This is a genomic window from Acinetobacter sp. P1332, assembly GCF_044057475.1.
Classification (GTDB): domain Bacteria; phylum Pseudomonadota; class Gammaproteobacteria; order Pseudomonadales; family Moraxellaceae; genus Acinetobacter; species Acinetobacter johnsonii.
Genome location: NZ_CP171157.1, coordinates 1,177,264 through 1,200,481 on the forward strand (window position 1 = coordinate 1,177,264; position 23,218 = coordinate 1,200,481).

A 23,218-nucleotide genomic window follows, 5' to 3' on the forward strand; every position below is an offset into this window, starting at 1 on the left:
CAAATGAAATATTGCGGAGAAAGAATATGAAAATCATCATGATTGGTCATGGCATGGTTGGCCACAAATTTATCGAATCAGTACTCGAACATGTGGGTGATGATGTTGAAATTACCATCTTGGCCGAAGAACCGCGCTTGGCTTATGACCGCGTACATTTGACTGAGTATTTCAGTGGTAAATCAGCAAAGGATTTAACCCTTTGTCGTGCAGATTTTGCTGATGCTTATGGCATAGATTTACGTTTGAATACCAAAGCGGTTGCAATTGATCAAAGCCATAAAACGGTGACGACGAATCATGGTGATGTTCTTAGTTTTGACAAATTAATCTTGGCAACAGGTTCATATGCTTTTGTTCCGCCTATTTCGGGTAATGACCGTGAAAACTGCTTTGTTTACCGAACCATTGAAGACTTAGATGCGATTCGTGCTGCAAGTCTCAATGCGAAATCAGGTGTGGTAATTGGCGGCGGTTTATTGGGCCTAGAAGCCGCTAAGGCGCTACGTGATTTGAACTTGGAAACCCATGTCGTTGAGTTTGCACCGCGTCTTATGGCGGTTCAAATTGATGACTTGGGCGGAAAGGTTCTACGTGCAAAAATTGAAAACTTAGGCGTAAAAGTCCATACCCAAAAAGCGACTTCATCAATTGAGGAAGGTGCAACGACGAAGCATGTGATGAAATTTGGTGATGGTTCTGAGCTTGAAACAGACATTATTTTGTTCTCAGCGGGTATTCGCCCACGTGATGAGTTGGCACGTCAAAGTGGTTTAGCCCTTGGAGAGCGTGGCGGGATCATGATTAATGATTATTGCCAAACGTCAAATCCAGATATTTATGCCATTGGTGAATGTGCGCTGTGGCAAAACAAAATTTATGGTCTGGTGGCACCGGGCTATGACATGGCACGTATTGCAGCAAAACATGTCACTGAACAAACTTGTGCTGAGTTTGCGGGTGCAGACATGAGCACCAAATTGAAACTGATGGGCGTTGATGTGGCTTCTGTCGGTGATGCACATGCGATGACACCGAATGCACTCAGTTATTTCTATGCCGATGAAGATACACAAGTTTATAAAAAAATCGTGGTGAACGGCGAAAAAACCAAGTTACTTGGCGCGGTTTTAGTGGGCTGTGCAAAAGAGTACAACGACTTACTACAAATGATGCTGAATGGTTTAGCGCTTCCAGAAAATCCTGAAAGTTTAATCATGCCGGGTTATGCACAATCTTCCGCTAAATCTGGCGGTAGTGGCGTCGATTTACTGCCAGACAGTGCAACCATTTGCTCATGTAATAACGTCTCTAAAGCCGATATTTGCAGTGCAATCGCCGAGGGCTCAACGTCTCTAGGGGCCCTAAAAAAATGTACCAAAGCAGCTACTGCATGTGGTGGATGTGCACCATTAGTGACCCAAGTTTTAAAATCTGAATTACAACGCCAAGGCGTGACCGTGAATAACCATATTTGTGAGCACTTTGCCTACTCACGTCAAGAGTTGTATCACTTGGTACGGGTTAATGAAATCAAAACTTTTGATGACCTGATTCAACAACATGGTCATGGTTTGGGCTGCGATATTTGTAAGCCAACTGCAGCCAATATTTTAGCGTCGTGTTGGAATGACTTTGTTTTGAAACCAAGCCATGCAGGTCTACAAGACAGTAACGACTACTACCTAGGAAATATTCAAAAAGATGGTTCTTATTCTGTCGTCCCACGGATGGCAGGCGGTGAAGTGACGCCTGACGGCTTAATTGCTGTGGGGCAAATTGCTAAAGAATATGGCTTATATACCAAGCTCACTGGTGGGCAACGTGTCGATATGTTTGGCGCGCAAATTCACCAACTTCCTGAAATTTGGGAAAAGCTCATCGCTGCCGGCTTTGAGTCAGGCCATGCGTATGGGAAATCGTTGCGTACAGTGAAGTCTTGTGTCGGCAGTACATGGTGTCGCTACGGTGTGGATGACTCGGTGGGTTTAGCTATTTTCCTAGAAAACCGCTACAAAGGACTGCGCTCACCGCACAAATTAAAAATGGCTGTTTCAGGCTGTACCCGTGAATGTGCCGAAGCACAAAGTAAAGATGTCGGTGTGATTGCCACTGAAAAAGGCTGGAATCTGTATGTCTGCGGTAATGGCGGGATGAAGCCTCGCCATGCCGAGTTATTGGCTTCGGATCTCGATACCCAAACTCTAATTAAATACATCGACCGATTCTTTATGTTCTATGTGCAAACCGCAGACCGTTTACAACGAACTTCGGTATGGCGCGACAACATGGAAGGTGGTTTAGATTATCTCAAAGATGTGGTTGTGCATGATTCTTTAGGTCTAGCGGCTGAACTGGAACGTCGTATGAGCTATGTGGTGGGGACTTATCAAGATGAATGGCGTACGGCTGTTGAAGACCCAGAAGTACGTAAACGCTTCGTGACTTTCATCAATGCCAAAGCTGAGCAACAACAAGATCCGCATATTCAGTTTGCAGAAGTTCGTGGCCAGATTCGTCCTAAAACTGAGGCTGAACGAGATCGTAGCCGTATTCCAGTGGTTGAAGCTTAACAAATTAGGGTATTCAAACTTCTTTCTTCAGCACTCTCTCAAAAGCAAAGATAGAGGGAATAAATGAATGAATAAGTTTAAAAAGGATCAAGATGATGACAATTTTAAAAGAAATGAATGAGCTAAATTGGGTTGATGTCTGTGCGTTAGATGATGTAACGCCAAACACTGGCGTAGGTGCACTTATTGAACATCAGCAAATTGCTATTTTTCGTGTCGGTGCTGAAAAGCGGGTATATGCCTTGAGCAATCAAGACCCATTTAGCCAAGCTTTTGTAATGTCGCGCGGCATTATTGGTGATTTGCAAGGTGAGCGTGTGGTGGCATCGCCCATTTATAAACAGCATTTTAGCTTGGCGACAGGACGTTGTTTGGAAGATAAAGATCAGAAACTGTTGGTTTTTCCAAGTAAAATTGAAAATGGCCGAGTGTGGATTAGTCCGACACCACAAAAAACCTACATCACAAACACAGGTGCATCTCAGGAAAAAATGAAGTTGGTGCTGGTTGGTAATGGCCTAGCGGGGATGCGTTGTTTGGAAGATTTGCTCGATATGGCACCAGATCGTTATGAAGTGACCGTAATTGGTGAAGAGCCTTGGGGAAACTACAACCGTATTATGTTATCGCCTGTATTGTCAGGCGATAAAACCATTGACGACATCATGTTACATCCACATGCATGGTATAGCGACAAAGGGATTCGTTTCATTGCGGGTGACCCTGCGGTACGTATAGACCGTCCTCGTAAGCAGGTCTATACCGAAAAAGGTGAAGTGGTTGATTATGATCGTTTAATTTTAGCGACAGGCTCGAAACCATTTATTCCTCCAATTGCTGGATCGGATTTGAAAGGTGTCATTAGTTTCCGAGATATCTACGACATCAACACCATGCTGGATTACTGCAAGACCAAGAAAAATGCCGTGGTAATCGGTGGTGGACTGTTGGGACTTGAAGCTGCATATGGCCTCAAACAACGCGGGATGAATGTCACGGTTTTACATCTGATGGATCGTATTATGGAGCGCCAATTAGACAGTAAAGCCAGCCAAATGCTACGCCATAGTATTGAACAAAAGGGTATCTCCATTATTACTGAGGCCAATACTGAAGCATTGGTGGGTGTAGATGGTCATGTCACTCAAATTCGCTTGAAAGACGGTACAGTCTTAGAGGCGGATCTTGTGGTTTTTGCAGTTGGTATTCGTCCGAACATGGCACTTGCACAAAGTGCAGGACTGCGCTGTAACCGTGGTGTGTTGGTGAATGACACCATGCAGACTTTTGACCCAAGTATTTACGCCGTGGGAGAGTGTATTGAACATCGTAGCCAGACTTTTGGCTTGGTTGAGCCACTTTGGGGGCAGGCGTTCATTTGTGCCTCACATTTGGCGGAGCATGGCAGCTTAACGTTCAAAGCACCAACTGTTCCAACACAGTTAAAGGTAAGTGGTTGTGATGTGTTCTCAGCGGGTAATTTTGAACCGAAGGATGACTTTGAAGACATTATTTTAAATGATGAAAAACGTCAGATTTATAAACGTATTATTATTCAAAAGGATAAGGTCGTTGGTGCGGTGTTGTTTGGGGATACCGAAGATGGTGTTTGGTATGCAGAACTTATTTCGGATCAAACCCCAATTTCTTCAATTCGAAATAAATTGTTATTTGGTAAAGATTTTGCATTAAAAAAAGCAGGGTAAAACCTTCCACTAACCCCTTCTAAAAAGGAGGGGTGATTTTAAGTATTTGCCATAGATAAAGGAGCGAAGCAGAAATGAATAGTATCCCTGTAATGGAACTGCATAGCTCCACAGAAAAAATGATTACAACTACACAAACCACCTGCCCATATTGTGGGGTGGGATGTGGGGTAACAGCAACTGTTGAAGAAACGGCTTTAGGGCAAAAAGTCTCTGTGGAGGGTGATGCTCAGCATCCTTCTAATTTTGGAAAGTTGTGCATTAAAGGCAGTAATTTAGCCGATACCGTAGGTTTAGAAACACGTGTCTTACATCCCATGTTAGGGCGTAAACCGCAACGTGAGGTAAGTTCATGGGATACCGCAACAAATTTAATCGCCAATAAATTTCAACATTATATCGATCAATATGGGCCTGAAAGTATTGCTTTTTATGTGTCAGGTCAGCTGCTGACTGAAGATTATTATGTGGTCAATAAATTTGTTAAAGGCTACTTAGGTACGGCCAATATCGACACCAATTCACGGTTGTGTATGTCTTCAGCCGTTGCTGCGCATAAACGCGCTTTTGGTGAAGACTTAGTTCCAGCCAGTTATAGTGATTTTGAACATACCGATATGGTGGTTTTGGTGGGTTCAAATACTGCATGGTGTCATCCTGTGCTGTATCAACGCATCATGAAAGCTAAAGAGGAGCGAGATATTTTCGTCGTCGTGATTGACCCGCGTTTTACTGCCACCTGTGAGGCGGCTGATTTACACTTACCGATTTTACCGGGTCAAGATGTCGCGCTGTTCAATGGTTTATTACAGTATTTAGCAAACAATCATTGTACCGATACCGATTTTATTGCAAAGCATACTCAAGGCTTAGAACAAGCGTTGGCAAGTAGTGCATCGGAAGCATCAATAGCGAGTGTGAGCGAACGGACGGGGATTTCTGTTGAAAAATTAGCACTCTTTTTTGAAAAATTTGCTCAAACAGAAAAAGTGATGAGCTTATTTTCAATGGGGGTGAATCAGTCTTCACGTGGGGTAGACAAAGCCAATAGCATTACCAACTGTCATTTGTTAACTGGCAAAATTGGAAAATTAGGCGCTGCGCCTTTTTCCATGACGGGCCAGCCGAATGCGATGGGCGGGCGTGAAGTAGGTGGACTTGCCAATATGTTGGCTGCCCATATGGATTTGGATAATCCAAAGCATCAACAATTGGTACAGCAGTTTTGGCACAGTCCAACCATTGCAAAGCAAGTGGGTTTAAAAGCCGTCGACCTTTTTGAAGCGGTCGAAGCCGGAAAAATTAAAGCCATTTGGATTATGGCGACCAATCCTGTGGTGAGTTTGCCCAATGCCGATCAGGTGAAACGTGCACTAGAGAAATGTGAGTTTGTGGTGGTGTCAGACATTTGTCTGGATACCGATACCACTCAATATGCCGATGTGTTACTGCCTGCATTGGGTTGGGGTGAAAAAGACGGCACGGTGACTAATTCTGAACGCCGGATTTCTAGACAGCGTGCCTTTCTAGAACGCCCAGCCCAAGCACAAGCGGATTGGTGGTCAGTTTCACAAGTTGCTAAAAAATTAGGATTTCAGGGTTTTGACTTTGAAAGTAGTCATGACATTTTCAAAGAACATGCACAACTTTCAGCTTATCAAAATGCAGAAATCGATTTACGTTCATCGACTGAAACATTTCGCTATTTCAATTTGGCAGGTCTGACGAATCTTTCATTTGATGACTACCAAGAGCTTGAACCGACGCAATGGCCTGTGCTCGTACCTTTGAAAAACGGCCAAACCAAACCAAACATTTTTGCCCAATTATTTAAAGATGGTCAGTTTAGTCATCCAGATGGTAAAGCCAAGTTTATTGCAACAACGGCAGTTGGTGCGGTGAATCCAATTAGCAGTGAGTATCCATTGGTGCTGAATACAGGACGCATCCGCGATCAATGGCATACCATGACACGTACAGGTTTATCAGCTAATTTAAGCACACATAAAGCAGAACCCTATTGTGAGATTCACCCAAATGATGCCCTGAAATATGGTTTAAAAGATGGCGAACTGGTGGAGATCAAATCGGCTTGGGGAAATTGCGTACTGCGAGCTACAGTCAGTGACAATATCCGCCGTGGACAGATTTTTGCACCGATTCACTGGAGTGATCAATTCGCATCTGATGCACGGATTGGAAAAGTGGTGAATCCTGTGGTGGATGCGATTTCAGGAGAACCTGAGTTCAAACATACCCCTGTGATGATTCATCCGTTTTATACGCAATGGCAGGGCGTATTTTATGTCAGAACGGGCTTTGAACATTTGGTACAACAAAGTATTGAACAAAGCATTTGGTGGACCAAAATCAAAACGTCCAAAGCTATTCGTTATGAGCTGGCAGACCGTCGACGTTTTACGGAAACGACGGAACAACTCAAAGCTTTATTGCCTTTTGATGATGAAAGTTTTGAATGGCTCAATGTAGAAGATCAAACCGCCCATATCAGTCATAGTGTGGTGTTACAAGATGGACACCTCATTGCGAGTCTGTATATTGCACCTAAAGCGTTATTGCCAGATCGAGACTGGGTGGCAAGTCTGTTTAAGCGCGAACGCTTAAGCGCGATGCATCGGAAGGCTTTATTAGCAGGGCAAGCCATGTCAATGACTAATAGCGATGGCCCACTGGTCTGTAGCTGTTTTAAAGTTGGGAAAAATCGTATTATCGATGTCATTAAAGAAAAAAATATCACCCATGAAAAACAAGTCACTGCATGCTTAAAGGCAGGAGGCAATTGCGGTTCTTGCTTACCTGAAATTCGAGGTCTGATCAAAGCGTGTCAAACGGAGGAGGTAGAATGAAAAGAAAAATACTCAAACCCGTGAGCTACCCAGAAACTGAAGTTGTTATTTTGGCGGGTGGTCAGGCGCGCCGTATGAATGGCATTAATAAACTCTTGCAAAAATTTGATGATGAAATTCAACTTATCAAAATTCATCAGCAGTTAAAGTCACGTGCAACCAAGTTATGGGTCAACAGCCATCGCGATCATTCCATTTATGAGCGGTTGATTCCGTCGATTGGCTTTTTTGAAGATGAGGCAACAGGCTTTCAAGGGCCCTTGATGGGGATGAAAAGTGCATGGACACATGTGCAATCAGACTATGTGCTGTTCGTGCCCTGTGATGTAACTTTTATTCCGAAAAAAGTGTTTTCACGGTTACATCAAGCGATGCAACAAGATCCGAACTGTGGTGTCGTTATTGTAGAAATCAATGACCGTGCACTGTATCCGTTTTGTTTGTTAAAACGGAGCAGTTTACCGACATTGATTCAGCACCTTGAGCAAAATCAGCGCAGTTTAAGGCAGTGTTTTGCAGATTTGCACCCACAAGTGGCACGATTTAAAAATCATGCACTGTTTTTTCACAGCATTAACTCGTTGGATGAGTTACAACAGCATCGGCAACTCAATTTTTTATAAATACCTCAGATATTGAAGAGAGGAGGTGTGTTGAGAGCAAAAGATGTTGCCATAAACCGATTTGACTGTTTAAATAAAAATCTATAAAAGAACCAAATAAGTATTCGTGTTTATATTAAATTTATTATAAAACAAAAAATTAGAATATATTTATGGGAGTCGTTATTTTATTTAGATTATAAACGTATGTAGCAGTGATCACTCATTACGGCGGTGAACTGAAAATACTCAAAATGTAAAAAGTGCACAAAGTTGGAACAGTTATTGCAATTTATACTTTAGAAAATAGGGCGTGAAATATGAACTGCACCGACACCGCTCAAAGGACGCATAGGTAAGACAGATGAACAGCATGACCCATGTATCCGCAGTTAGAGTATTCCAAGATCAGTTTGGACGTGAAAAGCGCAAACTACGAATCTCTGTGACGGATCGTTGTAATTTTAAATGCGTCTATTGCATGCCCGAACATCCCGAATGGATGAAAAAGCACGACTTGCTCAGCTTTGAAGAACTCTACCATTTTTGCAAATTTATGGTGCAGCATGGCATTGAGCAAATTCGTATCACGGGCGGTGAACCGTTAATGCGCCAAGGTGTGGTGCATTTTATCGAACAGCTACAAAGCCTAAAAAAACAGGGGCTGAAGCGTATTTCCATGACCACCAATGGTCACTATTTAAAACAATATGCCGCTGCTTTAAAGCAAGCAGGGCTGGATGATTTAAATATTAGTCTAGACAGTCTAGATGCCGAACAATTTCAACACCTCACTAAAAAACAATTACATACAGTGCTGGAAGGAATTCAGGTCGCACAGCAGGTTGGTTTTAACATCAAAATCAATACCGTGCTGATGAAAGGCATCAATGACGATCAAATTGTTCCTTTGGTTCAGTGGGCAAAGCTGCAAAAGGTAGAACTGCGTTTTATTGAGTTTATGCCTTTGGATGGCGATCAAAATTGGTCGCAAGCCGATGTCGTCACTGAACAAGAGATTTTGTCCCAACTCAGCTCGCAATTTACGGTGCAAGTGCTTGAAGGACAAGGTGCCAATCCTGCACGTAGTTATCGGGTAGATGGTGAGAAGGTTGGGATTATTTCTACCATTAGCAACTCATTTTGTGGGGAGTGTGATCGACTACGGTTGAATGCGCAAGGTGAGTTTTATAATTGTCTTTTTGCCAAGCAAGGCTTAAATTTAAAGTCAGATATTCAGCAACTTGCCCAGCTCAATCAGCATGAACCCTTTGTTTTAGAAAGTAAACTTTCAACTTATGTTTGGCATAAAGAGCAAGGCTTTCATGCTATTCAAAAACAGCAGTTGCATCAGCCCGTGCGAAAAATCAGTATGCATATGATTGGAGGTTAGGATGACTCAGGAATTAAACAACGTGATTAAAGTGAAGATTGAAGCTTTTGGTGCGATTGAACGCCAGTTACCCCCTAATTTAATGCTGCAATGCGAGCCTGATTCATCGGTTACGGTGGTTTTAAAGGATCTCGTTACTCAGTACCCAGATGTCCACACAGTATTGGAGCGCTGTGCCTGTGCAATCGGTGAAGACATTATTCCAAGGCAGACTATTTTAAGTCGAGATTGTACTTTGGTGTTGTTGTCCCCTGTGGCAGGAGGTTGAGATGGAATTAAAACAATTTCCACGGATTCAAACCGTGACTTTTAGCCAAAATGACTTTGATGGCATCCAGCATTTTCCTGAGTGCGGCGGCATAGGCATATTCATTGGTACGGTGCGAAATCACCATCAAGGTAAAGCTGTAAAAGCATTGAAATATACCGCTTATGCACCTGTCGCTGAAAAAATGATTCGTCAAATTGAACAAGAGATCCAATTAAAATATGGCGTGTCTTATGTTCGGGTGGTGCATCGCATTGGCGCTTTAGATATTGGCGATACTGCCATTATTGCGATGGCTTATGCCGCGCACCGCCGTGAAGCCTTCCAAGCCTGCGAGGAAGCGGTGGAACGGGTGAAACATGAAGTTCCTGTATGGAAAGAGGAATTTTATATGGACGGTACCAGTCAGTATGTCGAGGGTTGCTGTATTCGAACAGATCATGAAGCGCCAAAACCTCATAGCCATGAGCATTGCGAGCATGTACATGTTCATCCCTAGTAAATGCATCATGCAATGCCAATATTTACCAGTAACCCGTTTAAGATTTGGATAATGGAAATTTGGAAATAGTTGCGTATAAATGAAAAGCGGCGAGATAATTGAAAGAAAAATCTTCTGAAAACTTTATGAAAAATAATGCTTAGGTTAAGATGATCCATTCTTATATTTGAAGTCTTTTGAATCGCTATGCAACCATTTGTTCTATATAACTCAGAGCAACGCAAAAAAGTAGAATTCGTACCTCGTGTTGAGGGGCATATTGATATGTATGTTTGCGGTATGACGGTATATGACTACTGTCATATTGGACATGCGCGCGTGATGGTTGCATTTGACTATATTATTCGCTTCCTGCGTAGCCAAGGTTGGAGCGTTAAATATGTACGTAACATTACCGACATTGACGACAAAATCATTAAACGTGCCAATGAAAATGGCGAGTCGATTACGCAGCTGACAGACCGCTTTATTCAAGCGATGAATGAAGATGCTGAAAATCTAGGGTGCCTACATCCAGATGAAGCACCGCGTGCGACGGATTATATTGATCAAATGCAAAGCATGATTGGTAATCTGGTTGAAAAGGGTACAGCTTATCCATCTGCCAATGGTGATGTGTATTTCCAAGTGGAAAAATTCGCTAAATATGGTCGTCTTTCAGGACGTAAATTGGAAGATATGCAAGCGGGTGCATCTGAACGTGTTGATGTTGAAGTTGAGAAAAAACATCCCTTTGACTTTGTACTTTGGAAACATGCCAAAGAAAATGAACCTGCATGGGCTTCGCCATGGGGCAAAGGTCGTCCGGGTTGGCACATTGAATGTTCTGCCATGTCGACTTGCTGCCTAGGGAACCATTTTGACATTCATGGTGGTGGTTCGGACCTCATGTTCCCGCACCATGAAAATGAAATTGCACAGTCTGAGGCTTCAACTGGCGAGCAGTATGTCAACTATTGGATGCATGTCGGTTTTATCAACGTTGATGGTGAGAAAATGTCGAAGTCATTGGGCAATTTCTTTACCATTCGTGATGTGATGGATAAGTTCCACCCTGAAGTGATTCGTTACTTCATTGTGTCATCACACTATCGTAGCCCTGTGAATTTCTCTGATGTTGCTTTAAAAGAAGCAAAAACAGCGCTGTCACGTTTCTATCATTCATTCAAAGCTTATCAACAAGCCTATGGCGATACACAAGTCGATACCTTAGATGAAACATTGCTTGAGCGTTTCAATAGTGCCATGCGTGATGACTTCAATACCGCTGAAGCCATTGCGGTATTGTTTGAAGTAAACAAAGAATTGAACCGTGCCGTAAAAGAGCAACAAACTGAGCAAGCTGCGATTTACTATGCAACTTTGCGTCATTTAACCAATATTCTAGGTTTGGTTCAGCACAATGTTGAAGAATTCCTGAAGTCTGATATTGGGCAAGAGGCTTTGGCTTTGTCTGAAGAGCAAATTGAAGATTTGATTCAACAACGTCAAGATGCGAAAAAAGCGAAAGAATTTGCCAAAGCGGATGAAATTCGTCAGTCTTTGTTGGATCAAGGTGTGGTTTTGGAAGACACTCGCCAAGGGACAATCTGGCGCCGCGCTGATTAATTCAGCAATTGCATTATAGAGTGTTGACAGTTTGATGAAACTCTCTATAATGCACATCCATATTGCGGGAATAGCTCAGTTGGTAGAGCACAACCTTGCCAAGGTTGGGGTCGCGAGTTCGAGTCTCGTTTCCCGCTCCAAAATTTAAAAAGCCTCAAGTTCAACTTGGGGTTTTTTTATGTCTGTAATTTGAGTGTATTGAAAATAATTCATTTAAATGTGAAATTATCTCGGCGTTTCAGCCCATAATTTTGACAAAAATATGCTTAAATCATTCATCTTCATTTGTGAATAAAATTGTGTTTCTTCAACCCAATAGTACTGTAGTACCGACCGAAGCTCGAGACTATCCTGAATGGCATTTGGGACGAGAACGCTATGCACTTTGGTATATTGAAGTGGATGATCCCGTTTTGATCAGCTATTTAACAAAGCTTCGTGAGCAGTTTTCAGATTTGCTTTATCAATCAAATCAACGGCAGTTTCATATCACTTTATTTGTTGCAGGTTTTTGGGTAGAACAGGCAACACAGTCGGATGACTTTAGTCGAGTGCAACTGAATCAGCAGCTTGAACGCCTTAAAAAATTAAAGCTAGAATCTTTTCAGTTACAGATAGGTGGATTAAATAGTTTTGAAAGTGCCTTATTTTTAAAAGTGGATGATAGCGCAGGCGTATTGGATAAAATTAGAAAAACATTGCTGCAAACCTCGCAGGAAGTCGCAGCATTAAGTTATTGTCCACATATTACATTAGGTCTATACCGTGAAGCAGTGGGTAGTGATCATGTATTGGAACGTATGGCTGAAATTGAAGATATTAGGTATAGCTTAAATGTCTCAAAGCTCACGTTTGGTTTTTATCAGTCCCATGTCCTACAAGGGGCATTGTTTTCACAGACACAAATTGAGTTGGGGAATGCGCAATGCAACTGATTTTAGGTGGTGCACGTTCGGGGAAAAGTCGCTTGGCGGAGCAGATTGCCCAACAGCTGGCGCAGCCTGTGATCTATGTCGCCACAGCACAAGCCTTGGATGGGGAGATGCAAGCGCGTATTCAACACCATCAGCAACAACGACCCGAAGATTGGGGGCTGTGTGAAGAACCCATTTATCTTGCAGAGCAGTTGCTCAAATTAGATCGCCCAAACCAAACCATTTTGGTTGATTGCCTGACCTTATGGATGAGTAATTTACTGATGCATGCTGACCCAGATTTGCAAGTTCAAGAATGCCAGAAGTTGTTAGATGTTGTCGGAAATTTACAGTCCGAGCTGATTTTAGTGAGCAATGAAACAGGCTTAGGTGTGGTTCCAATGGGACAAATCAGCCGACGTTTTGTTGATGAAACAGGGCGATTGCATCAGCAGTTAGGTCAAATTGCAACAAAAGTGGTGTTCTGCGTAGCAGGATTTCCAATGATTTTAAAAGGAGAGCAAGTGTGAGTTGGTGGTTAGAAGCATGTCAAAGTCCGAGTGAGTCTGTATTGCCTCAAGCCCTAGCACGCCAGTCACAGTTGACCAAACCGACAGGCTCGTTGTCGGAGCTTGAATCGGTTGCAGTGACCTTAGCTAGTTTGCAAAACACTGTAAAACCCAAGATTGACCGCCCATGGATTACAATTTTTGCAGGTGATCATGGGGTGATGGAAGAAAATATTTCTGCCTACCCACAAGCGGTGACACGTCAAATGTTGCAGAACTTCGCAACTGGCGGGGCGTGTATTAGTGTGATTGCCAAAGAGTATCAAGCCAAGTTACAAGTCATCGACTGTGGTTCAGTCGGTGAAGCGTATGAATATGTCGGGGTTGAACGCCACTGCATCCGCGCGGGGACGGCTAACTTTGCTCAAACCCAAGCCATGACTGAAGCTGAATGTGAAGCAGCTTTTGCTTTGGGGCAAAAAAGTGTGGAAGATGCCATCGCTTATGGGGCAGATATCTATGTCGCGGGTGAGATGGGCATTGGAAATACCTGTTCAGCCTCAGCCGTGGCTTGTTTTTTATTGGCTGAACCTGCTGAAAAGCTCACGGGTGTTGGAACAGGTATCCGTACTGAACAATTAATACATAAAAAACAAGTGATTGATCAAGCACTTGCATTGCATACCCAATATGTCGATAACGATCCGTTTAAAGCCTTATGTGCAGTGGGTGGACTTGAAATTGCAGCCATGACAGGCGCGTATATTCGCTGTGCACAACTGAGGCTGCCAATGGTGGTAGATGGGTTTATCAGTACCGTTTCGGCATTGCTCGCAGTACGCTTAAATCCACAGGTTCGTGCTTGGATGCTCTTTGGGCATCAGTCGGCTGAATATGGTCATGTCCGTTTATTAGAAGAACTTAAAGCGATGCCTTTATTGAAGCTGAACCTACGTTTGGGTGAAGGCAGTGGAGCAGGAGCTGCACTGGGGTTGATCAAACTCGCCTGTCGCTTACACAATGAGATGGCAACATTTGCTGAAGCAGCCGTGATTGGTGAGAAAGTTTAAGGATGTTGTATTTAGATTTCCTACGCCACGGCGAAACTAATTTAAGCCATACTCTACGGGGTAGAACGGATGATGCTTTGACTGCGAAAGGATGGGCGCAAATGCGATCTACCATAACACAGTCTGAGCAGACTGGTCAGGCGTGGGATGTCATTTATAGCTCACCATTACAGCGCTGCCGTCTATTTTCAGAGCAGTGGGCGGAGCAAAAACAGCTTCCTTTGTATATAGAACCGAATTTGCAAGAAATGGATTTTGGGGAATGGGAGGCTCAGTCGACTGAGCGACTCTATCAACTCTACCCAGATGAATTGGCTCAATTTTGGCAAACACCGTTAAGCTTTACCCCGCCTCAGGCGGAAAGTTTATTGACATTTAAAAGTCGTGTTCTAGAGTCAGTAGAGACCTTGACTCAGCAAATGTATGCGCAGGGCTGGACACGCGCATTGATTATTTCCCATGGTGGAGTGATTAAACTCTTAAAATGCCAAGCGCTGAAACAGCATGATAATGATCTTTTAAAAATGTCAGCAGAGTTAGGGCAGTTGAACTGCTTTGTATTCGATCAAGGGCAGCTTCAGTTTATTCAAAGTGAGGACGTGTAATGACACCGTTTTGGATTGCATTACAGTTTTTAACGACCTTTCCAGTTCGCCTAAGCGTAATGCCAACGCCTCAGCAAAATGCGCAGGCATTGTTGTTTTATCCTGTAGTGGGTTTGCTTATGGGAGGAATTCTATATGGGATCGCCCTGTTATTGCATGCTTTGCCACTTGTGCTGTTAAGCAGTGTGATTCTGGTGTTATGGATTTGGTTGACGGGTGGTTTGCATCTGGATGGTTTAGCCGACACTGCCGATGCTTGGATCGGTGGTTTTGGTGATAAAGCACGCACACTTGAGATCATGAAAGATCCGAGTTGTGGGCCGATAGGTGTACTCAGTCTTATTGTGGTATGCATATTAAAGTGGTCTGCACTGTGTGTGTTATTGCAGCAGCAGTGTTATAGCGCACTCATTTTATTTCCTGTCTTAGGACGTCTCGTACCGCTATTCTTCTTTTTAAGTACAGACTATGTGCGCGATAAAGGACTCGGCAGTCAGTTGAGCCAACATTTAGCACGACCAATTGCAATGGCACTTTTACTGCTGATGCCTTTGGTGGCTTTGTATTGGGCATGGGTTGGTACTGTGGTGATTGCCACTTTTTATCTGGTACTGTGGTATTTGCGGTATAAATTTATACAGCGTATTGGCGGTGTGACGGGAGATACCATTGGTGCCAGTATTGAAATGATTGAATTAGCGACACTCTTTAGTTTTGTGATGGCTACTTTTTATTTCACTTAAGTTAGGGGATATATAAGAGCCTCTCAGTGTGAAAGTTGTGCAGTCATGCGTTGCCGAAAGAAAAAAGAATAAAAAGGTAGCGAGCTATATGCATTTGAAACAAAGGTCTTTCATCATCAGCAAAACACATTTGTAGATATGTTGTGAAAATCCAAAGATTTCCGCGCTAGTTGTCTACAGAGATATGATAAAATTGCGAAAATTATTTTTTATGTGCTGATGTTTCATTTCGTCACACGGTTCAGGTAAAACAACGTTGAATTCTGAAAATATGTCAAATCCCATTGATTTCCAAAAAGTTGCTTTAGAAACACTAGAGATAGAGCGTCAGGCACTCTCGGTACTTGCTCAGCAAATCGATGATCGTTTTAGCCGTGCTTGTGAAATTATCTTAAAGTGCAAAGGTCGCTTAGTCATTACTGGTATGGGTAAATCAGGGCATATTGGCCGAAAAATGGCAGCCACATTTGCCTCTACAGGTACGCCATCATTCTTTATGCACCCAGGTGAAGCGGGGCATGGTGATTTGGGGATGTTGGTTGCAGGTGATGTGTTGATTGCGATTTCAAACTCAGGCAAGAGTGATGAAATCATGATGCTGATGCCTTTGATCAAATATTTGGGTGTGCCTTTAATTACCATCAGTGGGGATGACCGTGGGCCGATGCCACAGAATGCTGATGTGGCGCTGACGTTGGGCAATATTCAAGAAGCTTGTCCATTAGGTCTAGCACCAACATCGAGTACAACGGCGACTTTAGCCTTGGGTGATGCATTGGCTGTTGCACTGTTAGATGCACGCGGGTTTACTTCAGATGACTTTGCACGCTCGCATCCTGCGGGTGCTTTGGGTAAACGCTTGTTATTACATGTGAAGCATTTAATGCACACTGGAGACGAACTACCGAAAGTGTCTCCAGATACAGCAATGAACAAAGTTCTGTATGAAATCTCTAATAAACGCCTAGGTTTAACCACAATTGTAGATGAAAATGACCGTCTATTAGGAATTTTTACCGATGGTGACTTACGCCGTTTGATTGATAAACAGCAAGGTTTTGATGTGAACTTGGCGGTGTCTGATGTGATGATTAAGAGCCCGCTGACGATTTCACCGGAAGCACGTGCTGTTGAAGCCTTAGAGCGAATGAATGAAAAGAAAATTAACCAATTTGTCGTTGTTGATGAGAGCAATAAAGTCATTGGTGTTTTGAGTATGCATGACCTGATTCAAGCTGGGGTAAATTAAAAAATGGCTTCTTATATTTTGTTAGAACAAGCGCGTTATGTAGAAGCTCTAGTTTTGGATGTTGATGGTATTTTAAGTGATGGTTTTGTGACTTTGACTAACTCGGGAGACGAAATCAAATCTTTCGATATCCGTGATGGCTTAGGTATGAAACTGGTTCAGCAAGCTGGTGTGAAAGTGATTATTATCACAGGACGTAAAAGTCAGATCGTAGAAAAACGGATGTCTGATTTGGGCGTGGACCTTGTTTATCAAGGCCGTGAAGACAAAGGTGTTGCATTGCGCGAGGCTTGTGCAAAATTTGGTATTTCACCCGAAGATTGTTTATACATGGGTGATGATTGGCCTGACCTATCTGCATTTGCCATTGCAGGCATGAAAGTGACCGTGCCAAATGGTCATTTAGAAGTACGTCGCCGTGCCGATTTGGTAACTCAAGCGATGGGTGGACGTGGCGCGGTACGTGAAATCTGCGATATGATTTTACAAGCCAAAGGTGTATACGAAACTTTACTTGAAAAGTACACCGCAGTCCCGCATTAATCTGTATGCATGCATGAGAGTTTAGTTAACATTTATGGATACTAAAGTTTTATATATCACTGCTGTAGCCATTGCGGCTATCAGTAGTGGTTATTACTATTACAGCGGAAAAGGGCAAAAGCTCGAGGTCGATGGTGCGCAAAGCATGACCTATTCTGCTGAGCAGATCCAACTGACTCAAACAGATGAGGAGGGTAATTTATACGTCCGCGCAAAAGTAGATCGTCTTGAGCAGGACATGCAAAAGAAGACCTCTAAGTTAGAGAACTTAAATGCTGAGATGTATAAAGATGGAAAAGTGGATGCGACTTTCTATGCCAAGCAAGCCAATGGCATCAACGACAACGAAAAAGTCGTTCTGACAAACCAAGTGGTTGCAAAGAAAATGTTGGATCAAGGTCAGATGCAGTTTGAGACCGCAGAATTGACTGCGTTTCCACAGACGCGTGAACTTGAATCTCAGCATCAAGTGGTTGTTACGACACCACAAGCCGAATTTGTTAGTCAGGGCTTAAAAGCGAATTTAAATACGGGTCAATATGACTTTTTCCATATTCGAGGGAAGTATGAACCATAATCCAAAATTTTCTATTTCTAAAACTTTCCTCAAGCAAACACTTGCACTGAGTTTAGGTGTGGCTGTTTCAACTTTTGCTTTAGCACTACCAAGTGACCGTAGTAAAGCGATTTCGTTGGTGGCAGATCGAGCAACGTTTAATGAAAAAACTGGTGTTACGACGTACACAGGCAATGTCATCATTGAACAGGGTACGATGAAACTACAAGCAGATTCAATTGTTGCCAATTTAAATCAAACCCGTCAAATTAGCACCATTACGGCCAATGGTAAGCCTGCACGTTTCCAGCAGCAAGTCAGTACCAATAAAGGTATTGCCAAAGGTCAGGCGCAAAAAATTATTTATAATGCAGAAACAGGCATTATTACCTTATCGGGCAGTGCACTTCTAGAACAAGATGGTGCCAGTATTCGCGGTAATACATTGCGTTATAGTATGAACAAAGGTGACATCGAAGCGATTGGTACACCAAATAACAGTGGTTCGTCGAGTGGTCGTGTTCAAATTGTGATTCCACCTTCAAGTTCTCAATCCTTCCCAGGAGCGCGTGACTAATGGAGCAAACTCTCAATCAGCCACAAACCCTATGTATTAAGCATCTTGCGAAAAACTACAGTAAGCGTTGGGTAGTGAAAGATGTATCGTTTAGCATGCAAAGCGGACAAATCGTAGGTTTACTTGGCCCTAATGGTGCAGGGAAAACTACCAGTTTCTATATGGTGGTTGGACTGGTGCGTATGGACAAAGGTGAAATTCATCTTGATGACCTAGACATGTCTGATTTGGCCATGCATGAACGTGCGCGTAAAGGCATTGGTTACTTACCTCAAGAAGCATCAATTTTTAGAAAACTCACCATTTCTGAAAATATTATGTCGATTTTGGAAACGCGTAAAGACCTGAACAAAGAACAACGTAAACAGCGTCTGCATGAATTGCTGGCCGATTTCAAAATTAGCCATATTAAAGATTCATTGGGTATGAGTGTATCTGGTGGTGAACGTCGTCGTGCTGAAATTGCACGTGCACTTGCAGCCGATCCAAAATTTATGTTACTCGATGAGCCTTTTGCTGGGGTTGACCCAATTTCAGTGGGTGACATTAAAGATATTATTCGTACTCTAAAAGACCGTGGTATTGGCGTTCTAATTACAGATCATAACGTTCGTGAGACTTTGGCGATTTGTGAACGTGCTTATATCGTGAGTGAGGGTGCGGTGATTGCTGAAGGCTCTCCAGATGAAATCTTAGCCAATGAAACCGTGCGTCAAGTTTATCTTGGTGATGATTTCACTGTATAAGATTATTCTGCGCCAATGAAAATAATTGGCGCAGATTTCCCTCTCATATTTTTAATCCATCGCTTTGTATTGAATTAAGAATAGGGCATTCCCTTTCTATCATCCTTTTGAAATCACTTCTTTCAGCATGCTACATAGGATGCATATCTATTTATTTTGTGTGGGCTTAAAGCGAAAAGCCATTTTCATACGATAGCTGATTGAAAATACGTTATAATTTTTTGTGAAATTTTTAAAAATTACGCTATGCCATTTACCATCTCTAGTTTAGTGAGCTATGAAGAAGACATTAAAAAAAGTCGTTTTCAAGCTTTTGCTGTGCCTGTAGAAAATGAACAAGCTGTTAAAGATTTTCTAGAGCAATATAAAGATATCGGTACCACGCATCAGTGCTGGGCATGGAAAATTGGCCACAATGTTCGTTTTAATGATGACGGTGAACCCTCAGGTACTGCAGGTCGTCCTATTTTAGCGACCATTGAAGGCAATGAACTAACCAATATTTTGGTTTTAGTCAATCGTTGGTATGGTGGTGTCAAGTTAGGTACAGGCGGGCTGGTACGTGCTTATGGTGGAACAGCAGGACAGTGTTTACTGTTGGCTGAAAAAATAGAGCTTATTGAGAAGAAAAAAGTGTATTTTGCCTGCCAATTTAATGAATGGGCGATTTTCCAGTACGAGCTGAATAGCCAGCAGATTGAATTTAATGAGCAATATACTGCGGATGGCGTGCTTGTAGAGGCATTATTACAAGTGCATCAGATTGAAGCGCTCGCACTTAAAATACAAGATGTAACCCGTGGACGTGAAGCGTTAAAAATTGTGGATGACCATCATGACTGATCCCTTATTAAAATATCGTGAGCAGCATAAGCACCGCTTAAACTATATGCCCTGGTTGTATTGGTCGCTCAAGCCTAAAAACCGCGTGTGGGCGGAAGAGTGGCAGCAAGAATACCAAGCTTATCTAATGGAAATGGAAACCGTTGAAATTGGTCAAAACTGTTTTATTTCTCCATTGGCACACATATTTGCAGAGCCTGGTCGAAAAATTGTCATTGGGGACAACACGTTTATTGCTGCCGATTGTACTTTGCATGGGCCTTTAGATATTGGCAGCGAAGTCGCGATCAACCACCATTGTATTTTAGATGGTGGTCGTGTGGGGATTAAGTTACATGATCAAGTGCGTATTGCGGCTTATTGTCACTTATATGCCTTTGATCATGGCATGGCACTCAGTAATCCGATTTATCAACAACCTGTGCGTTCACAAGGGATAGAAATTGGACGGGATGTTTGGTTGGGTGCGCATGTGGGCGTGAAAGATGGAGTGAAAATTGGTGCACATGCAGTGGTGGGAATGAATAGTATGGTAACCAAAGATATCGCGGAGCAATCGATTGTTGCTGGCAATCCTGCTCAGTTTATTCGTTTACGTGATTAAGATATCAAAGAATATTGAACATTTATCAATACTTAATTACATAAAAACCTGCCATCAAAAAAAAAGATATGCTAAGTTTAGAACAACAATGAGACCTTATACCAAATGCGGTGTAATGAGAGGCGATAATGAAACGAGTCATTGCATGTATCGATTCTTCCCCTTGTATCAATGCCCTAGCAGAAGCTGCGGCGTGGATCGCAAAGCAGACTGGGCGGGAATTGGTCCTTTTACAAGTTTTGGATTATTATCCTGCAAGTTATCACTTAGGTGAAATTAGCGGGGTAATTGGATTTGAAAGCAATGCAATGTTGCTCAAAGAGCTGGCTGAATTAGAGCAAAAACAAAGTGAACTTGCGCTCAGTTATAGCAATAATTTACTCGATCATATTTCGAAACTCATTCTCGAAACGCATGGCCTACATACAACGCATATTCAAGAAAAGGGTGACTTTCTAGAGCAAAGTTTTAACTTATTGCACGAAGATGACATTGTGGTGATTGGCCGTGTGGGTGAGAAATCGGCTGAACGCAATAAACCATTGGGCAGTAATGTTGAAAACTTTATCCGTGGTGCAAATTGTACCGTCATGACGGTAGGTGATAGCTTTAAGCCACCTACGCGCTTTATCTTTGCCTACGAGTATTCACCGACGTGTGTGAAGATGATGAAGCGGATTGCGCAAAGTGATCTACTGCACCTCTTACAATGCCATTTGGTCTATGTCGGTGACCACCCTGAAATTTTAAGAGAACCTGAACAGTATTTGAAAGATGCGAATTTGGATGTGATTACAGAATATCGTTATGGTGACGTGGCTGAAAATATTCTGGAATACCAAAATGAGCATGGCATACAACTGATTGTGCTCGGTGCGTTCAGCCACAGTAAAATTCATCAGTTCTTCTTGGGCAGCATTGCAACCACTATTTTTAGGAATGCCAAAGTTCCTTTACTGGTTGCCCGTTAATTTAGAGTGATTTCTCTGAATTGGAACTGTTTTATCCATAGTTATCCTCATTAATTGTGGATAACTATATGGACAGTAAATGTAAGTTTATAATTTATATAAGCTTAAATTAATCGATTGTTTTTTAATCTAAGTTTTGGCTTATTTTACAATGGCTAAGGCAAATCCATCATGTCCTTTGCTACCGACCGTTTGAAGTGCGGTGCACGACAAAATTTTCGGATGGTTTTGCATCGCTTTGAACATATCTCGAATCCCTTCAATACTTGGTTTATGATTTTCAGGATTGATAATATCGCCTGCACGAATTACGTTATCGAGGAAAATCAAAGTACCTGAATGAGATAGGTTCAGGCTTAATTCCAAATACTCTGGGTAGCTTTGTTTATCGGCATCAATAAAAATAAAGTCGAAAGGTTCAATGTCTGCAGGCAGTGATTTAAGGATATCTGCTGCACGTCCACATTTGAGTTCAATGGTTTGTTTAAGCTGAGCTTTGTCAATATTTTCTTGACCCATCGCGGCATGCGTATCACGCCCTTCAATCGTTAAAATATAGCCGTCTTCAGGTAAAGCACGCGCTAACCACATGGTGCTATAGGCAGCAAAAGTGCCGAGTTCTAGCACACGTTTACACTGATTCATTTGAATCAACATCTGTAAAAGCATACCTTGGTTGGGTGCAACAGCTAAGTGATCTGGAAAACCATGCTTCTCTGTATTTTCTAAAGTTTGCAGTAGAATGGGGTCTTCAGGAATTAAATGTGCATCGATATAGTTATCAATCTCTGTCCACATTTGTTGCATAGCATGTTCACCTTGGTTGCGATGTGGAGCATTTTAAACTTTTATTTTCAGAGTGCAATTTTTCCGACCATATTTGTTGAAATCAATGCTCAAAAAAAGAGGTCATATTGACCTCTTTTAATTTTTAAAAACTAGTAACTACACATCGAAGAATTGCGACTGAGGTCTGGGCCCCATGTACGATATCCTTGGGTATCAATGTGAATCTGACCAGAAGCATATAAACCTAAGCCCATGTTCAAGCTCTGACCATGTTGGGTCCAAAATTGGCATAGACGATATTTTGTATTTTCAATATAAGCATAATCTTCGGGTTGCGGGTTTTCAGACCCAATTCGAAAATCGATGGCAGAATTGAATAAGTGGCGGGATGAGTTTGCACCGCCAGCACATTGGTTTAAAGGTAGATCACGATAAACTGAAGTGACTTCAAAATCAGTCAGTACTTTGGCTGCAACTAAATATTTAAATACTTTTAAGGTCGCAATTTGGTTTTTCCAAAGTTCACGGTTCGGGATCATGTATTGTGAACGACCACATTTTTGCCAGTCACGTGCTGTTCTGAGCAGTTCAAAGCTTGGGATGATATTTCCCACGCCATTGCGTTCAAGAAAAACTTCATACTCACGTACGCGTGCTAGCGTGTCACCGACAGACATCCAAGCATTGTAGGTATAAGGAATAATTTTAGGTGGAGCAGGGCGGTCAAAACTAATTTTCTCTTGTGGGATAAAAATACGTTTTCCATCAGGAGTTGTGATGGTCTGGCCTTTGTGGGATGAAGTCGTACAGCCAATCATCACCAAGGGGATTATGCTAACCGCAAATAATCCCTTTAAAAATTTCTTCATTATAGAAATCAAATATTTAAAAAATACGCCTATTATTTTAATCCAAATTTGTGAGGAAAAATTGGAAATATTGCAATCAAATGTGTGTTTTAGGTATAAAAAAAGATCAGC

The 23,218-nt window shown here is 42.3% G+C and carries 23 protein-coding genes and 1 tRNA gene; 22 read left to right on the forward strand and 2 right to left on the reverse strand.

The window, feature by feature from the left end; translation table 11 throughout:
* Positions 1-26: 26 nt before the first annotated feature.
* The 22 genes from nirB to ACFN7Z_RS05815 all read left to right on the forward strand — a co-directional run bounded on the left by nirB (position 27) and on the right by ACFN7Z_RS05815 (position 21,449).
* Positions 27-2,573, forward strand: coding sequence for a nitrite reductase large subunit NirB (nirB, locus tag ACFN7Z_RS05710; protein WP_010327081.1), 2,547 nt, complete (start codon positions 27-29; stop codon positions 2,571-2,573).
* Positions 2,574-2,668: 95 nt separating this feature from the next.
* On the forward strand, positions 2,669-4,279 hold the full coding sequence (gene nirD, locus ACFN7Z_RS05715) for a nitrite reductase small subunit NirD (RefSeq protein WP_010327080.1): 1,611 nt from the start codon (positions 2,669-2,671) through the stop codon (positions 4,277-4,279).
* Between the two features lie 74 nt (positions 4,280-4,353).
* Entirely contained in the window at positions 4,354-7,146 is a 2,793-nt protein-coding gene (locus ACFN7Z_RS05720; protein ID WP_010327079.1) for a nitrate reductase, read from the forward strand.
* On the forward strand, positions 7,143-7,769 hold the full coding sequence (locus ACFN7Z_RS05725) for a molybdenum cofactor guanylyltransferase (protein WP_010327078.1): 627 nt from the start codon (positions 7,143-7,145) through the stop codon (positions 7,767-7,769). Before ACFN7Z_RS05720 ends, ACFN7Z_RS05725 begins: the two co-directional genes overlap by 4 nt.
* Before the next feature lie 343 nt (positions 7,770-8,112).
* Complete coding sequence (moaA, locus tag ACFN7Z_RS05730; RefSeq protein WP_029575061.1) at positions 8,113-9,141, forward strand: GTP 3',8-cyclase MoaA; 1,029 nt, start codon at positions 8,113-8,115, stop codon at positions 9,139-9,141.
* A 1-nt stretch (position 9,142) separates the two neighbouring features.
* Positions 9,143-9,409: a MoaD/ThiS family protein gene (locus tag ACFN7Z_RS05735; RefSeq protein ID WP_010327076.1), complete on the forward strand. Its 267-nt coding sequence runs from the start codon at positions 9,143-9,145 to the stop codon at positions 9,407-9,409.
* A 1-nt stretch (position 9,410) separates the two neighbouring features.
* Positions 9,411-9,908: a molybdenum cofactor biosynthesis protein MoaE gene (locus tag ACFN7Z_RS05740; protein ID WP_010327075.1), complete on the forward strand. Its 498-nt coding sequence runs from the start codon at positions 9,411-9,413 to the stop codon at positions 9,906-9,908.
* 189 nt (positions 9,909-10,097) lie between these two features.
* On the forward strand, positions 10,098-11,519 hold the full coding sequence (cysS, locus tag ACFN7Z_RS05745) for a cysteine--tRNA ligase (RefSeq protein WP_010327074.1): 1,422 nt from the start codon (positions 10,098-10,100) through the stop codon (positions 11,517-11,519).
* A gap of 64 nt (positions 11,520-11,583) precedes the next feature.
* A tRNA-Gly gene (locus ACFN7Z_RS05750) sits at positions 11,584-11,659 on the forward strand.
* Between the two features lie 147 nt (positions 11,660-11,806).
* Positions 11,807-12,454 carry a 2'-5' RNA ligase family protein gene (locus tag ACFN7Z_RS05755; RefSeq protein WP_029575060.1) on the forward strand — a complete coding sequence of 216 codons (648 nt, stop codon included), beginning with the start codon at positions 11,807-11,809 and terminating at the stop codon, positions 12,452-12,454.
* Positions 12,445-12,963, forward strand: a complete 519-nt coding sequence (gene cobU / locus ACFN7Z_RS05760) for a bifunctional adenosylcobinamide kinase/adenosylcobinamide-phosphate guanylyltransferase (RefSeq protein WP_010327072.1) — start codon at positions 12,445-12,447, stop codon at positions 12,961-12,963. The genes ACFN7Z_RS05755 and cobU overlap by 10 nt, the downstream gene beginning before the upstream one ends.
* On the forward strand, positions 12,960-14,012 hold the full coding sequence (gene cobT / locus ACFN7Z_RS05765) for a nicotinate-nucleotide--dimethylbenzimidazole phosphoribosyltransferase (protein WP_010327071.1): 1,053 nt from the start codon (positions 12,960-12,962) through the stop codon (positions 14,010-14,012). Before cobU ends, cobT begins: the two co-directional genes overlap by 4 nt.
* 2 nt (positions 14,013-14,014) lie before the next feature.
* Positions 14,015-14,617 carry a histidine phosphatase family protein gene (locus ACFN7Z_RS05770; protein WP_010327070.1) on the forward strand — a complete coding sequence of 201 codons (603 nt, stop codon included), beginning with the start codon at positions 14,015-14,017 and terminating at the stop codon, positions 14,615-14,617.
* The gene (locus ACFN7Z_RS05775; RefSeq protein WP_010327069.1) at positions 14,617-15,360 is read left to right on the forward strand and encodes an adenosylcobinamide-GDP ribazoletransferase; all 744 of its coding nucleotides are present in this window, start codon (positions 14,617-14,619) and stop codon (positions 15,358-15,360) included. The genes ACFN7Z_RS05770 and ACFN7Z_RS05775 overlap by 1 nt, the downstream gene beginning before the upstream one ends.
* A gap of 271 nt (positions 15,361-15,631) precedes the next feature.
* Entirely contained in the window at positions 15,632-16,609 is a 978-nt protein-coding gene (locus ACFN7Z_RS05780) for a KpsF/GutQ family sugar-phosphate isomerase (protein WP_010327068.1), read from the forward strand.
* A gap of 3 nt (positions 16,610-16,612) precedes the next feature.
* A complete protein-coding gene (locus ACFN7Z_RS05785; protein ID WP_004982122.1) occupies positions 16,613-17,152 on the forward strand; it encodes an HAD family hydrolase in 540 nt (179 codons plus the stop codon).
* Positions 17,153-17,186: 34 nt separating this feature from the next.
* A complete protein-coding gene (gene lptC / locus ACFN7Z_RS05790; protein WP_005400648.1) occupies positions 17,187-17,729 on the forward strand; it encodes an LPS export ABC transporter periplasmic protein LptC in 543 nt (180 codons plus the stop codon).
* Entirely contained in the window at positions 17,719-18,285 is a 567-nt protein-coding gene (lptA, locus tag ACFN7Z_RS05795) for a lipopolysaccharide transport periplasmic protein LptA (RefSeq protein ID WP_010327067.1), read from the forward strand. Before lptC ends, lptA begins: the two co-directional genes overlap by 11 nt.
* The gene (gene lptB, locus ACFN7Z_RS05800; protein ID WP_004696348.1) at positions 18,285-19,031 is read left to right on the forward strand and encodes an LPS export ABC transporter ATP-binding protein; all 747 of its coding nucleotides are present in this window, start codon (positions 18,285-18,287) and stop codon (positions 19,029-19,031) included. Before lptA ends, lptB begins: the two co-directional genes overlap by 1 nt.
* A gap of 246 nt (positions 19,032-19,277) precedes the next feature.
* A complete protein-coding gene (locus ACFN7Z_RS05805; RefSeq protein WP_010327065.1) occupies positions 19,278-19,874 on the forward strand; it encodes a YigZ family protein in 597 nt (198 codons plus the stop codon).
* Positions 19,867-20,478: a DapH/DapD/GlmU-related protein gene (locus ACFN7Z_RS05810; RefSeq protein ID WP_004982112.1), complete on the forward strand. Its 612-nt coding sequence runs from the start codon at positions 19,867-19,869 to the stop codon at positions 20,476-20,478. The genes ACFN7Z_RS05805 and ACFN7Z_RS05810 overlap by 8 nt, the downstream gene beginning before the upstream one ends.
* 128 nt (positions 20,479-20,606) lie before the next feature.
* On the forward strand, positions 20,607-21,449 hold the full coding sequence (locus ACFN7Z_RS05815; RefSeq protein ID WP_010327064.1) for a universal stress protein: 843 nt from the start codon (positions 20,607-20,609) through the stop codon (positions 21,447-21,449).
* A gap of 141 nt (positions 21,450-21,590) precedes the next feature.
* On the opposite strand, the gene ACFN7Z_RS05820 is transcribed toward ACFN7Z_RS05815, so the two are convergent.
* Both ACFN7Z_RS05820 and ACFN7Z_RS05825 read right to left on the reverse strand, forming a co-directional pair.
* Positions 21,591-22,256: an O-methyltransferase gene (locus ACFN7Z_RS05820; RefSeq protein WP_010327063.1), complete on the reverse strand. Its 666-nt coding sequence runs from the start codon at positions 22,254-22,256 to the stop codon at positions 21,591-21,593.
* Between the two features lie 131 nt (positions 22,257-22,387).
* Positions 22,388-23,107: a D-Ala-D-Ala carboxypeptidase family metallohydrolase gene (locus tag ACFN7Z_RS05825; RefSeq protein ID WP_004982106.1), complete on the reverse strand. Its 720-nt coding sequence runs from the start codon at positions 23,105-23,107 to the stop codon at positions 22,388-22,390.
* Positions 23,108-23,218 lie beyond the last annotated feature (111 nt).